13 protein-coding genes are annotated in these 13,278 nt (G+C 72.8%); 7 read left to right on the top strand and 6 right to left on the bottom strand.

Annotated elements, in window-relative coordinates:
- Positions 1–79 precede the first annotated feature (79 nt).
- A complete protein-coding gene (locus ACFYZE_RS29245) occupies positions 80–1,234 on the top strand; it encodes an acyl-CoA dehydrogenase family protein (protein ID WP_389000347.1) in 1,155 nt (384 codons plus the stop codon).
- A 10-nt stretch (positions 1,235–1,244) separates the two neighbouring features.
- Positions 1,245–2,294 carry a Zn-dependent alcohol dehydrogenase gene (locus ACFYZE_RS29240; RefSeq protein WP_389000345.1) on the top strand — a complete coding sequence of 350 codons (1,050 nt, stop codon included), beginning with the start codon at positions 1,245–1,247 and terminating at the stop codon, positions 2,292–2,294.
- Positions 2,295–2,316: 22 nt separating this feature from the next.
- Here ACFYZE_RS29240 and ACFYZE_RS29235 read toward each other — a convergent pair whose 3' ends face one another.
- A complete protein-coding gene (locus tag ACFYZE_RS29235; RefSeq protein ID WP_389000342.1) occupies positions 2,317–3,327 on the bottom strand; it encodes a GlxA family transcriptional regulator in 1,011 nt (336 codons plus the stop codon).
- 71 nt (positions 3,328–3,398) lie between these two features.
- Here ACFYZE_RS29235 and ACFYZE_RS29230 point away from each other — a divergent pair, with 71 nt between their 5' ends.
- On the top strand, positions 3,399–4,703 hold the full coding sequence (locus tag ACFYZE_RS29230) for an MFS transporter (protein WP_389000339.1): 1,305 nt from the start codon (positions 3,399–3,401) through the stop codon (positions 4,701–4,703).
- Positions 4,704–4,733: 30 nt separating this feature from the next.
- Here ACFYZE_RS29230 and ACFYZE_RS29225 read toward each other — a convergent pair whose 3' ends face one another.
- The 4 genes from ACFYZE_RS29225 to ACFYZE_RS29210 all read right to left on the bottom strand — a co-directional run bounded on the left by ACFYZE_RS29225 (position 4,734) and on the right by ACFYZE_RS29210 (position 9,966).
- Entirely contained in the window at positions 4,734–5,339 is a 606-nt protein-coding gene (locus ACFYZE_RS29225) for a flavin reductase family protein (RefSeq protein WP_389000336.1), read from the bottom strand.
- A 65-nt stretch (positions 5,340–5,404) separates the two neighbouring features.
- A complete protein-coding gene (locus tag ACFYZE_RS29220) occupies positions 5,405–6,232 on the bottom strand; it encodes an enoyl-CoA hydratase/isomerase family protein (RefSeq protein ID WP_389000333.1) in 828 nt (275 codons plus the stop codon).
- Positions 6,233–6,287: 55 nt separating this feature from the next.
- The gene (locus ACFYZE_RS29215) at positions 6,288–8,513 is read right to left on the bottom strand and encodes an acetate--CoA ligase family protein (protein ID WP_389000330.1); all 2,226 of its coding nucleotides are present in this window, start codon (positions 8,511–8,513) and stop codon (positions 6,288–6,290) included.
- Positions 8,514–8,766: 253 nt separating this feature from the next.
- Positions 8,767–9,966 carry a flavin-containing monooxygenase gene (locus tag ACFYZE_RS29210; RefSeq protein WP_389000327.1) on the bottom strand — a complete coding sequence of 400 codons (1,200 nt, stop codon included), beginning with the start codon at positions 9,964–9,966 and terminating at the stop codon, positions 8,767–8,769.
- Between the two features lie 207 nt (positions 9,967–10,173).
- Between ACFYZE_RS29210 and ACFYZE_RS29205 the strand changes: the two genes are divergently transcribed.
- The 4 genes from ACFYZE_RS29205 to ACFYZE_RS29190 are packed head-to-tail and all read left to right on the top strand — an operon-like array spanning position 10,174 to position 12,579.
- Positions 10,174–10,626 (top strand): DoxX family protein, encoded by a 453-nt coding sequence (locus tag ACFYZE_RS29205; protein WP_389000325.1) that lies wholly within the window; start codon positions 10,174–10,176, stop codon positions 10,624–10,626.
- On the top strand, positions 10,623–11,021 hold the full coding sequence (locus tag ACFYZE_RS29200) for a Zn-ribbon domain-containing OB-fold protein (RefSeq protein ID WP_389000323.1): 399 nt from the start codon (positions 10,623–10,625) through the stop codon (positions 11,019–11,021). The genes ACFYZE_RS29205 and ACFYZE_RS29200 overlap by 4 nt, the downstream gene beginning before the upstream one ends.
- 31 nt (positions 11,022–11,052) lie before the next feature.
- Complete coding sequence (locus tag ACFYZE_RS29195; RefSeq protein WP_389000320.1) at positions 11,053–11,667, top strand: GNAT family N-acetyltransferase; 615 nt, start codon at positions 11,053–11,055, stop codon at positions 11,665–11,667.
- Between the two features lie 39 nt (positions 11,668–11,706).
- On the top strand, positions 11,707–12,579 hold the full coding sequence (locus ACFYZE_RS29190; RefSeq protein ID WP_389000317.1) for a GNAT family N-acetyltransferase: 873 nt from the start codon (positions 11,707–11,709) through the stop codon (positions 12,577–12,579).
- Between the two features lie 10 nt (positions 12,580–12,589).
- Here the strand turns inward: ACFYZE_RS29190 and ACFYZE_RS29185 are convergent, their stop codons facing one another.
- A complete protein-coding gene (locus ACFYZE_RS29185; RefSeq protein ID WP_389000315.1) occupies positions 12,590–13,255 on the bottom strand; it encodes a pyridoxal 5'-phosphate synthase in 666 nt (221 codons plus the stop codon).
- Between the last annotated feature and the right edge of the window lie 23 nt (positions 13,256–13,278).

Below are 13,278 nucleotides of genomic sequence, written 5' to 3'. Positions count from 1 at the left end.
GACGGGTAGCGGAAGCGGGGGCGAGAGACCTCCGGTCCGCGGACAACGCATCGCCGATCCACAACACAAGGCGGAGACCATGGACTTCAGCCCCGACCCGCAGGACGAAACCTTCCGCACGCAGGCCCGCACCTGGCTGCGCACCCACCTCGGCACCCCCCACACCCGCCGATCCTGGGAACGCACTCTCGGCCGAGCCGGCTGGATCGGCCTGTCCTGGACCGAGGACGGCTACGGAAACCGCCGCGCCACCCTCACCCAACAGGTCGTCTGGGCCGAGGAATACGCCCGCTCCCAGGCACCACCCCGCTCCGGTCACATAGGGGAGAACCTCCTCGCCCCCACCCTCCTCGCCCACGGCACCCATTCCCAGAAATCCCGCTTCCTGCCACCCATCGCCCGGGGCGAGGAACTGTGGTGCCAGGGCTACAGCGAACCCGGCGCCGGCTCGGACCTGGCGGGCCTGCGCACCACCGCCGTACGTGACACCCCCACCTCGTACCGGGTCACCGGCCAGAAGATCTGGACCTCCCTCGCCCACGAGGCGGACTGGTGCTTCGTCCTCGCCCGCACGGATCCCACCTCCCGCCGCCATCACGGCCTGACCTTCCTCCTCCTCCCCATGGACCAGCCCGGCCGTATCGAGGTCCGCCCCATCCGCCAGCTCACCGGGACCAGCGAGTTCAACGAGGTGTTCTTCGACGGTGCGACGGCCCGCGCCGAACACGTCGTCGGCGGCGAGGGCAACGGCTGGCGGGTGGCGATGAGCCTGCTCGGCTTCGAACGCGGCGTCTCCACCCTGGCCCAGCAGATCGGCTTCGCGAACGAACTGTCCGAGGTCGTCCGCACGGCCGTGGCCACCGGCGCGGCGGACGACCCCGTGCTGCGCGACCGCCTCGTCACCCAGTGGGCCGAACTGCGCACCATGCGCTGGAACGCCCTGCGCACCCTCGGCGACACGACGGACTCCGCCGCCCCCAGCGTGGCCAAACTGCTGTGGGCCCGCTGGCACCAGCGCCTGGGCGAACTCGCGATGCAGGTCAGGGGCGCGGCGGGCGCGGCGGGCCCGGCCGACTGGTCGCCCACTGCGCCGTACGAGCTGGACCCGCTCCAGCACCTGTTCCTGTTCAGCCGGGCCGACACCGTCTACGGCGGCTCCGACGAGATCCAGCGCACGATCATCGCCGAGCGCGTGCTCGGCCTGCCGAAGGAACCCAGGGGAACCAAGGGCTGAGGGGGTTGCGATGCGAGGCGTGCTCTACGACGGCACCCGGACCCAGGTCGTTGACGATCTGGAGGTCCGGGACCCGGGACCCGGCGAGGTCCAAGTGGCGGTCCGTGCGGCGGGGCTGTGCCACAGCGACCTCTCCGTGGTCGACGGGACCATCCCCTTCCCCGTCCCCGTGGTGCTCGGCCATGAGGGCGCCGGCGTGGTGGAGGCGGTCGGCGCGGGCGTCACCCATGTCGCACCCGGCGACCACGTGGCGCTGTCCACCCTGGCGAACTGCGGTACGTGCGCGGACTGCGACCGCGGCCGGCCGACGATGTGCCGGCAGGCGATCGGCCGCCCAGGCCGCCCGTTCACACGGGGCGGCGGGCCGGTGTACCAGTTCGCCTCCACCTCGGCCTTCGCGGAACGCACGGTCGTCAAGGCCGTCCAGGCGGTCCGCGTCCCCGGGGACATCCCGCTGCCGTCGGCGGCCCTGATCGGCTGTGGAGTCCTCACCGGGGTGGGCGCCGTGCTGAACCGCGCCCGGGTGGACCAGGGCGACACGGTCCTTGTCATCGGAACGGGCGGAATCGGCCTCAACGTCATCCAGGGCGCGCGAATCGCGGGAGCGTCGCGGATCGTGGCGGTGGACGCCAACCCGGCGAAGGAGACGGTGGCCCGCCGGTTCGGCGCGACCGACTTCCTGACCTCGACGCACGGGGTGAAGGACGTCCTCCCCTCCGGTGTCGACCACGCGTTTGAGTGCGTGGGCCGGGTGGAGCTGATCCGCGCGGCGATCGACGCCCTGGACCGCCACGGCCAGGCGGTGCTCCTCGGCGTACCGCCGGCGACGGCAGAGGCGTCCTTCCTCGTCTCGTCGATGTACCTGGACAAGGCCGTCCTGGGCTGCCGCTACGGCTCCTCCCGTCCCCAGCGGGACATCGCGCGCTACGCCCGGATGTACCGCGAGGGCCGGCTGCTGCTGGACGAGTTGGTGACGGCGACGTACCCGGTGGAGGACTACGAGAAGGCGGCGGCGGACGTGCACGCGGGGCGGGTGGCGAGGGCGGTACTGACGTTCTGACCCGGCCCGCCGCCCGGTGGACCTAGGGAGTGACGGCCGGGTCGGCGGCCCCCATGCGGAAGGTGCGCCGGTATGCGGTGGGCGTGACCCCGAGGGCCGCCTGGAGGTGCTGGCGCAGCGACTGGGCGGTGCCGAAACCGGCGTTCCGCGCCACCTGGTCCATCGACAGGTCGGTGGACTCCAGCAGATGGCGGGCCCGCTCGACGCGCTGCTGGGTGAGCCACTGGCCCGGGCTCATGCCGACCTCCTCGCGGAAACGGCGTGTGAAGGTGCGTACGGACATGGCCTCCTGCTCCGCCATGTCGCGCAGCTGGATCGGTTCGTGGAGACGGCCGAGCGCCCAGGCGCGGGCGGCGGTGGTGGTCGCCAGCTGCGGCTCGGGCACCGGGCGGTGGATGTACTGCGCCTGGCCGCCGTCGCGGTGCGGCGGGACGACCGTGCGGCGGGCCACCTCGTTGGCGACGACGCTGCCGTGGTCGCGGCGCACCATGTGCAGGCACAGGTCGATCCCGGCCGCTACGCCCGCGGAGGTCAGGATGTCGCCGTCGTCGATGAACAGGACGTCCGGGTCGACCTGGATCCGCGGGAACAGCCGCTGGAAGTGCTCGGCCTCGGCCCAGTGCGTGGTGGCGGGACGCCCGTCGAGAAGGCCGGCGGCGGCGAGGACGTAGACGCCGGTGCAGATGGAGGCGAGCCGGGTGCCCGGCCGGATCCGGGCGAGGGCGGCGGCCAGCTCGTCGGTCAGCACGCCCTCGTCGAAGACCGGGCCCAGCTCGTAGGACGCCGGGACGATCACGGTGTCGGCGGTGGCCAGGGCCTCCGGGCCGTTCTCGACGTGGATGGAGAAGTCGGCGTCCGTCTCGACCGGGCCCGGTGGCCGGACGGAGCAGGTGACGACCTCGTACAGATGCCGGCCCTCGGCGTCCTTGGGGCGCCCGAAGATCCGGTGCGGGATGCCCAGTTCGAAGGGGAGCAGCCCGTCGAGGGCGAGGACGACGACGCGGTGCGGCCGGAACGCGGACTCACGGGTCATGGCCCGATCCTAGCGAACGCTGTCCTCCGGGCCACTCGATCGAAAGGAGCCCAGGCCCGAAGATCTATGACGTGACCCAGACAACCGCAACCGCACCCACTGTCGAGGAACCACAACCGACCCGGACGACCCGCATCCACCGCGCCTGGTTCGTCGCCGCCGTCACCTTCGTGACGATCATCGGCGCCGCGGCCTTCCGTTCGCTCCCGGGCCTGCTGATCGACCCGCTGCACCAGGAGTTCCACTGGTCGCGCGGCACGATCGGCGCGGCGGTGTCGATCAACCTTGCGCTGTACGGCCTGACCGCCCCGTTCGCCGCCGCCCTGATGGACCGCTTCGGCATCCGCAGGGTGGTCGCCGTGGCCCTCGTGGTGATCGCACTGGGCTCGGGCGCGACCGTGTGGATGACGGCGCCCTGGCAGCTTCTGCTGTGCTGGGGTCTGCTGGTGGGCCTGGGCTCGGGCTCGATGGCGCTGGCCTTCGCGGCGACGGTCACCAACCGCTGGTTCACCACGCGGCGCGGTCTGGTGAGCGGCATCCTCACCGCGGGCTCGGCCTCCGGACAGCTGATCTTCCTGCCCCTGCTGTCCTGGATGGTGGAGCACCACGGCTGGCGCCCGGCGGCGGTGACGGTGGCCCTCGCCGCTCTCGCGGTCGTCCCCTTCGTCTGGTTGCTGCTGCGCGACCACCCGGCGGACGTGAGTCTGAAGCCGTACGGCGCCGAGGAGTTCGTACCGAAGCCGGAACCCGCGCGGGGCGCCGCCCGCCGCGCCGTCACCGTGCTGTTCTCGGCGGTGCGCACCGGGCCGTTCTGGCTGCTGGCCGGCACCTTCGCGATCTGCGGCGCGTCCACCAACGGCCTGATCCAGACCCACTTCGTCCCGGCCGCCCACGACCACGGCATGCCGATCACGGCGGCGGCATCGCTGCTCGCGGTCATCGGTGTCTTCGACGTGGTGGGCACGATCGCCTCGGGCTGGTTCACGGACCGCTTCGAGCCGCGCCGCCTGCTCGCCGTGTACTACGCCCTGCGCGGCACCTCGCTGCTGTTCCTGCCCATGTTGCTGGCCCCCTCCGTCCATCCGCCGATGATCTTCTTCATCGTCTTCTACGGCCTGGACTGGGTCGCCACGGTCCCGCCCACGCTGGCGTTGTGCCGGGAGCAGTACGGCGAGGACAGCGCCATCGTCTTCGGCTGGGTCCTGGCCTCCCACCAGGTCGGCGCGGCCCTGGTCGCCTTCCTCGGCGGCATGGCCCGGGACACCTTCGGCTCCTACGACGTGGTCTGGTACGCGGCGGGGGCGCTGTGCGCGGCGGCGGCCCTGATGGCCCTGGTGATCCGGCGCCGCCCGGCGGGAGCACCGGCACTGGCCTGACCCGGCCGGCTGATCGTCCGGGGCATGGCCCTAGAGGAACCGCCCCCTGTGGAACAGCAGCGGCGTGTGGTCCCCGTCGCCGGTCCCCAGGGCCTCCACCCGGCCCACCACGATGAGATGGTCGCCACCGGTGTGCACGGCGTGGATCGCGCAGTCGATCCACGCCGTGGCGCCGATGAGGCGCGGGGCCCCGGAGAAGGGCGCCGCCTCGTGCCGGACCCCGGCGAACTTGTCCCCGCCGCTCACCGCGAAGCCCCGGCACAGCTCGCCCTGGTCGGCAGCCAGCACGTTCACGCAGAACACCCCGGCGCGGGCGATCCGCGGCCAGGTCGTCGATGCCCTGCCGACCATGAACGCGACCAGTGGTGGATCAAGGGAGAGGGACGAGAACGACTGACAGGCGAAACCGGCGGGGCTCACCTCACCGTCCGCCGCCGGCGCGGTGACAACGGTGACACCGGTGGCGAAGTTTCCCAGTACACGCCGGAATTCAGCCGAGTCGACGGGCGCCCGCTCATCTTCCCGCACGGCCCGCAACTCCGGGCGCGGCAGCGCTTCGACGGGTCCCGCGACCGTGCGCGCCCCGATGGACCTGAGGTAACGGACGGCGGTGGCGGCCATCCCTGCGTGTCCCATCACACCACCCATTGAAACTGACGGAACGTCAGAAGTGAAGTCACGAGTGAAGGCCCGCGCGGTCCTCAGCGGCCGTGGTAGCGGGGCTCCCGCCGTTCCACGAAGCTCCCCACGCCCTCCCGGGCGTCCGCCGTCGTCATGTTGATCTCCTGGGCCGTGGCCTCGGCCGCGAAGGCGGCGGCGCGGTCGGCGTCCAGGGAGGCGTTGACCAGTTGCTTGGTGAGGGCCAGGGCACGGGTGGGGCCCGCGGCGAGGCGGGCGGCCCAGTCGCGGGCGGTCTTCTCCAGGGCGTGCTCCGGTACGACACGGTTGACCAGGCCCAGGCGTTCCGCGTCGGTGGCCGGCAGGGCGTCGCCGAAGAACATCAGCTCCTTGGCGCGTTGCGGACCGACCAGCCGGGGCAGCAGATACGCCCCGCCGCCGTCCGGGACCAGGCCGCGGCGCACGAACACCTCGATGAACCTCGCCGACTCGGCCGCGAGGACCAGGTCGCAGGCGAGCGCGAGGTGGGCGCCGAGTCCGGCGGCGGTTCCGTTCACCGCGGCGATCACCGGCTTCTCGCAGTCGAGGACCGCGGCGATCAGCCGCTGGGCGCCCCGGCGGATGGTCCGCGCGACGTCGCCGGCGATCCGCTCACCGGACCCCGCCCCGCCGCGCAGGTCCGCGCCGGTGCAGAAACCGCGTCCTGCGCCTGTGAGGACCACGGCGCGCACATCGGGGTCGGCGGAGGCGTCCTGCAGTTTCCGGATGAGGAGTTCGCGCAGGTCAGGGGTGATGGCATTGAGGGAGTCGGGGCGGTTGAGGGTGAGCTGCGCGACGTGATTGTCAGTGGTGTGCAGTACCAATGACTCGACGGGATCTTCGCTGTCCATGGAGTCTTCGGGGGAGGACATGATGCTGTTCCGTTTCCTGGTTCGGCTGGTTCGGCTGGTTCGGCTGATCCGGGTCTCAGCGGCACACCGCCAGCGCGTCCAGCGCCACGGCTCCCTGCCCCCTGGGCAGCACCATCAGCGGATTGATGTCCAGCTCCGCGATCCGGTCCCCGAGTTCGAGCGCCATGCGCTGGACACGGAGCACCACCTCGACGAGCGCGTCGAGGTCGGCCGGGGGGCGCCCGCGCACCCCGGCCAGCAGGGCCCGCCCGCGCAGTTCGCCGAGCATGTCCCGCGCCTGCTCCTCGCCGAAGGGCGGCACGCGCACGGCGGCGTCCCGCAGCACCTCGACCAGCACACCGCCGAGCCCGACGGTGACCGTGGGCCCGAAGAGCCGGTCGTGCGAGACGCCGACGACCATCTCGACACCCCGCTCGACCATCTGGCACACGAGGACACCGTCGAGCTTGATCCCCTCGTAGCGCGCGATGTCGGTCAGCTCCCGGTAGGCGTCCCGGACCTGGCTGGCGGAGGTCAGCCCTATCTTCACCAGCCCCAGCTCCGTCTTGTGGGCGAGCTGGGCGCCGGACGCCTTCATCACCACCGGGTAGCCCACGAGCCCCGCCGCGCGCACCGCCGCCGCCGCGCTGGTCACCAACTGCTCGCGCGGTACGCGGATGCCGTACGCCCGCAGCAGCTGCTTCGCCGCGTGCTCGCTCAGCTGCTGCCCGGGGCGCATCAGGGCCTGCGCCTTGCGGAAGGAGGGCGAGGGGGTGCGGGGTGCCTCGTCGAAGGGGGAGCGGTAGCCGCGCACGAAGCGCTGGTGGTCGAGGTGGGCGCGGACGGCCGAGACGCAGTTCGCGACCGTGCGGAAGGTGGCCACGCGCGAGGAGCCCAGCAGCGTCTCGCGGTAGGCGGCCTCGGTGCCGACCGGCGACCCCCACACCGCGCACACCAGCTTGTCCGTGTGCTCCGCCGCGTCCACCAGGTCCCGCACCAGCTTGTCGCTCAGCGGAGGGAAGGGTCCGGTGATCGGGCAGATGAGCACGCCCACCTCCGGGTCGTCCAGGAGCGCGTCGATGATCTTCCGCCCCCGCTCGTCGCCCACCGGGTGACCGCCGCTGTCGACGGGGTTGGCGACGCTCAGGTACTCGGGTATCCACTGGTGCAGCTCGGCCTGCCTGGCCCCGGACAGCACCGGCAGCCGCAGCCCAGCCCGGGCCGCCAGGTCCGCGACGTGCGCGCCCGTGCCGCCCGAGATCGAATAGACGACGACGCCGTCGGCGCGCGGGGTGCGGGCCCGGGCCAACAGGGCGGCGGTGTCCTGGAGTTCGTCCAGCCCGTCGACGCGGATCACCCCGTACTGCCGCATCGCCGCGTCGATCACGTCGTCCGCGCCGGTCAGCTTGCCGGTGTGTGAGGCGGCTGTGCGGGCGCCGGCCTCTGTGCGGCCGACCTTGACCGCGACGACCGGCACACCGCGCCGGGCGGCCCGGTCGGCGGCCAGCAGGAAGGCGCGGCCGTCCTTCAGGCCCTCGATGTAGCAGGCGATGGCGCCGACCTCTGGCCGCTCGGCGAAGTAGGAGAGGAAGTCGGCGGTCTCCAGGTCGGCCTCGTTGCCGGTGGGGGCCCAGTGGGAGAGCCGTATGCCGAGTTCCTGCAGGGCGAAGACGGGACGCCCCTGGTGCCCGGACTGGGTGATGAGCGCGATGGCCGGCCCGTCCAGGTCGTCCCGGAACCGCTCGAAGGCGTTGAGGTTGGTGTTGGGCCCCAGCAGCCGCACCCCGGCCCGCTGGGCGGCGGAGGCGAGCACCGTTTGGGCGGCGGCTCCCTCCTGCCCGGTCTCGGCGAATCCGGAGGCGAAGACGACGGCGAACTTCACCTTCGCCGCCCCCAGTTCCTCCACCACGGGAAGCGGGTCGGAGACCAGGAGCACGGCCAGGTCGACCTGTTCGGGCAGGTCCGCGACGGAAGGAGAGCAGGGCATCCCGAAGATGGACTGACGGGTGGGGTGCACGGGGTGCAGCCGGGCGCCGACCCGCTCGGCCCAGGCGAGCAGCTGCCGGGTGATGCCGGTGTGCGGGCGCCCCTCGGCGTCGGAGGCGCCGACGACGGCGACGGACTCGGGCCGGAAGAACCGGTCCAGGTCGGGGACGTCGGCATGCAGCGGCCGCCCGCTGACATCGAGGTCACCGGCGTCGGCGGCCCTGCCCCGCACCATGGGCGAGGACGGTTCCCCGCAGGCGGCGACGCGGGCCCGGCGGGAGTCGGTGGTCAGGGTGCCATGGGTTGATCCAAGCATCGCTCCGCCCGCTTCCGTGTGACGGCTCAGCAACTGACGTTCTGTCAGATTACTGAACCGACGCGAGGTCAGGAAGAGATGGGGCGCACGAGGTGGCGTGAGGCCGCCCGGCGACACCGGTGGCGGGCCGGCGGCGGCCGTGTGGGTCCCAGCTGGTTCGGTCGCCTGTGGCCGGCACCGGGTGGGCGGCCACCGCGCCGGCCCGTTCGGTCGCCGGGTCGGCGGCCGCCGTGCCGGACCCGTCCGGCCGGTGTCAGTCTGTGGTGCGCGTCCGCTCCACCCGGCGGGCGACGGCCTTCGCGATCTTCTGGGCGTCGATGGCCAGTTCGCGGAGCATCCCGCTGATCGGGTTGGTGAATCCGGTGAAGTACAGGCCGGGGGCGGTGCCCGGGGTGCGGGCGCCGTGGACGGCCGGCCTGCCGCGGGCGTCGAGCACGCCGAGGTGCCCGACCAGCCCCTCCAGGGCGCGGACGTATCCGGTCGCGGCGATCACGGCGTCCGGCTCGATCCGGCTGCCGTCGGCGAGGACGACCTTGCCGCCCTCGAAGCCCTCGACGGCCGCCACCACCTCCACCCGCCGCTTGCGCACGGCGTCGATGAGCCCGACGTCCTGCACGGGGATCGAGCCGTCCTTGACCCTGCTGTACAGCCCGGTGCCGGGCCGGGGCAGCCCGTAGGCCGACAGGTCCGGCACGCTCAGCCTCGTCACCGGCCGGGCCAGCCGGTCGACGAGCCCCACCGGCAGCCGCCGTACGAGCACACCCGTGTACTGGGTGGCCCACCCGGCGGTCGACCGCCGCAGGATGTGGGGCGCCGTCCGCACCGACAGCCGCACCCGCGAGGCGCCGCCCTCCACCAGGTCGACGGCGATCTCGGCGCCGGTGTTGCCGACACCGACGACGAGGACGTCGCGGCCGGCGTACGGCTTGGCGTTGCGGTACTCGCCGGCGTGCAGGAGCTCGCCGGTGAAGGCGCCGCGGCCGGGCCAGTCGGGCACGCGGGGGGTGTGGTTGTAGCCGGTGGCGACGACCACGGCGCTGCCGGTCAGCTCACGGCCTCCGGTGGCGTGCAGCAGCCAGCCGGTGCCGTCGGGGGCGGGATCGATGCGGGAGACCTCGACGCCGGTGACGATCTCCAGCTGGTGGTGCTCGGCGTACTTCTCCAGGTAGCGCACCACGTTGTCGCGTGACACCCACCGCCCGAAGGACCGAGGCATCGGCAGCCCGGGCAGGGCGGACAGGCGCCGCGTGGTGTGCAGGTGCAGCCGGTCGTAGTGGCGCCGCCAGGACGCTCCGACCCGGTCGGACTTCTCCAGTACGACGGCCCGTACGCCCTGGGCGCGCAACGCGTGCGCGGCGGCGAGCCCGCCCGGGCCGCCGCCGACGACGTACACCGGTCGGTCCTCGTGGGCGGGCACCACGGCACGCGGTGAAGCGGAAGACGAGTCGGCCATGAGCGGGAGCGTAATCTCGCACAGCGTTGATGGGTCTCGGTCAAGACCGGAATCGGTTGCGAATCGATCACGGCTGTAGGGGGAGTGGGTGGGACCGGTGGCGCAGGCGGACCGGTTGTGGCGGAGCCGTGGGCCGCCCTCTTGCGTGTGTGCCGCGCATGAGCTGAACTGACATACCGTCAGATCCACTCGGCGGCAGGAGAGCCCATGGACACGATCTGGCTCACCGGCGGGGAATGGCTCGCCGTGCTGCGTATCGGGCTCGGGCTGTGGTGGCTGGAGAGCTGGCGGCACAAGGACAAGAAGGCGTGGTTCGAGCGGGGGACCGGGATCGCGTGGGCGGCGGACATCGCCGCCGAGCACCGCTGGACGGCGGTGCGCAGCGGCTTCGACGCACTGGTCGCGCCCAGGCCGAAGACGATGGCGTGCGTGGTGGCGTACGCCGAACTCGCCCTCGGGCTCGGACTGATCACCGGCTTCCTCACACCGGTCGCCCTGGCCGGCGGGCTCGTGCTCAACGTCCTCTACTTCGTCCTCATGATCCACGACTGGGCCGAGCAGGGGCAGAACTCGATGATGGCGCTGATCTCGGTGGTGGCGCTGTTCGGGATGTCGTGGCAGACGTGGTCGGTGGACGGCGTGCTCGGGCTCTTCCGGTGAGCGGGCGCTTCGACGTCCCCGACGTGGACGCCTTCACGCGCCCCTACTGGGACGCGGCGGCGCGGGGACGGCTGCTGGTCCGCCGCTGCGCGGCCTGCGGGCGCGCCCACCACTACCCGCGCGAGTTCTGCCCGTTCTGCTGGAGCGACGACGTGACCTGGGAGTCGGCGAGCGGCCGGGCGACCCTCTACACCTGGTCCGTCGTCCACCGCAACGACCTGCCGCCCTTCGACGAGCGCGCATCGTACGTCGCCGCCGTGGTCGACCTCGCGGAGGGGCCGCGCATGATGACCGAGGTGGTGGGGTGCGGACCGTCCGGGCTGCGGATCGGCATGGCGCTGGAGGTGGCCTTCCAGGAGGGCGTGCCTGTCTTCCGGCCGCGGGAAAACCGGTGATCGCATCCGGTCCGATTGATTGAATGGCCAGATGGCCGACATACGCGAGAGCACCCTCAGCCGCCCCGTTCCCGAACTCCAGGGTCACGGTCTGCGGTTGAGCCTCTGGGACCCGGAGTCCGACACCCACCTCGACGCATGGTTCCGGGGGCTGACCGACCCGGATTTCGCGCGGTGGAACACGCCGCTGAAGATCGTGCGGGACAGGGCCGACGCGCGCGAGTCGCTGCGGTCGAAGGCGGCGGGCACGGCGGACGGGACCAACGTGTCGTTCCGGATCACCGACGCGGCGAGCGGTACGACACTGGGGCACATCGGCGTCAACGAGATCGACCGCGTCCTTATGGTGGCCCGCGTCGGCTACTGGGTCCTGCCCGAGGCCCGCGGCCACGGGGTCGCCGGTCGCGCGCTCGCGCTCGCCGCCCACTGGGCCCTCACCGACCTCGGTCTGCACCGCCTGGAACTGGGCCACGCCCTCGGCCACGAGGCGTCCTGCCGTATCGCCGAGCGGTGCGGCTTCCGGTACGAGGGGACGCTGCGCGACGCGATGTTCGCAGCGGGACGGCACGACGCGTTCCGGGACGTGCACCTGCACGCCAGGATCGCGAGCGACCCGGAGCCGACGGTTCCGCACCGGGAGGCGTAAATCGGCTGCACCGCACGGCGGTTCACGAGATCGTGGCCCATGGCCTCAGACGCGTACGACTGGCAGTTCACCGATGACCTCGAGGAGTTCCTCGACCGGGCCGGGGCGTTCCTGTGGTCCGAGCCCGCGCTGCACACCGTCCAGCTGACGGTCACCGACAGGCTCCGGGCGGAGGGGCGGACCGTCTTCGGTGAGGAGGCGCCGTACTACGGCCGGTGCGTCGACGGCGACGGCACCGTACGGGCCACCGTTTTCCAGACGCCGCCCTACCCGCTCAACCTGACCCCGCTCACCGCCGAGGCCGCCGACGCGCTGGCGGCACGGCTGGTGCAGGACGGGCGAGCGGTCCCGTCCGTCATGGGACCGGCGCAGGCCGCCGCCGCGTTCGTCGCCGCCTGGGAGCGCCGCACCGGGGCCCCCGCCCGCCTCGCGCAGCGCCAACGGCTCTACCGCCTCAGCACCCTCACCCCGCCCGATCCCGCGCCGCCCGGTCGCGCCCGTGTCGCGACGGCGGACGACCACGAGCTGGTTGCCCGGTGGTACGCCGGGTTCTCGGCGGACGTCGACGAGAACCCCGGGCCGAACCCGGACCGCTGGGCCCGGAGCCGGCTCGCGGAGGGCGGGGTCACGCTGTGGGAGACGCCCGACGGTACGCCTCGCGCCATGGCGAGCGTGACACCCGAGGTCGCCGGGCAGGTCCGCGTCGCCACCGTCTACACCCCCGCCCCGTTCCGCGGCCGCGGCTACGCCGGGGGCGCCACCGCAGCGGTCAGCCGGGCCGCGCTCGACGCGGGCGCCAAGGAGGTGCTGCTCTTCACCGACCTCGCGAACCCCACGAGCAACGGCCTCTACCAGCGCCTCGGATACCGGCCGGTGGCGGACTTCGCGGTGTACGAGGTCGGGGGCGGCTGAGCACCGACGCTCAGGGCCACAGCAGCTCCTTGGCCCATGTCCCGTCGGTACGGCGGTAGCGGAGCCGCACATGCCGGCGCCTCGCTTCCCCCTGGAAGAACTCCACTTCCTCGGGCCGGAGGCGGTACAGGGTCCAGGACGGGACCGGGGCGTCCGGCTCGCGCTGCGCCTGCTCCCAGGCCTGCTCCGACGTCCGTGCCAACTCCTCCGTGGAGCCCAGTACTTCGCTCTGGCGGCCGGTGAGCGCCGCCGCCAGCGCACCGGTCGAGCGGGCGTGCAGATCCGCCTGCCCCTCCTCCGACGGCGCGGCCGTGACCGGGCCGCGCACCCGGATCTGGCGGCCGTGCACGGGCCAGTAGAAGCCGAGGGCACCATACGGCCGGGCCGCCAGCTGCCGGCCCTTGCGGCTGCCGGCGTGCGTCGCGAACGACCAGCCGTCCGCGTCCGCGCCGTGCAGCATCACGATCCGCACGTCGGGTGTGCCGTCCGCGTCCGCCGTCGCCAGCGACATGGTGTGCGGCTCGGTCTGCCCCGCCGCCACCGCCTGCGCGAACCACTCCGTGAACAGCGCGAGCGGCTCCCCGGGCGCCGCCGCCGGGTCGAAGGCGGGCAGCTCGGTGGTCTCCGGGTCCCACACCCGCAGGGACCTGAGCAGCTCGTGAAGATCCGTTGCCATGCCCCCGAGTATCCGTCACCCCG

It is taken from the genome of Streptomyces sp. NPDC001796 (genome assembly GCF_042892355.1).
GTDB lineage: Bacteria > Actinomycetota > Actinomycetes > Streptomycetales > Streptomycetaceae > Streptomyces.
This window is presented reverse-complemented; position numbering and strand designations above follow the sequence as displayed.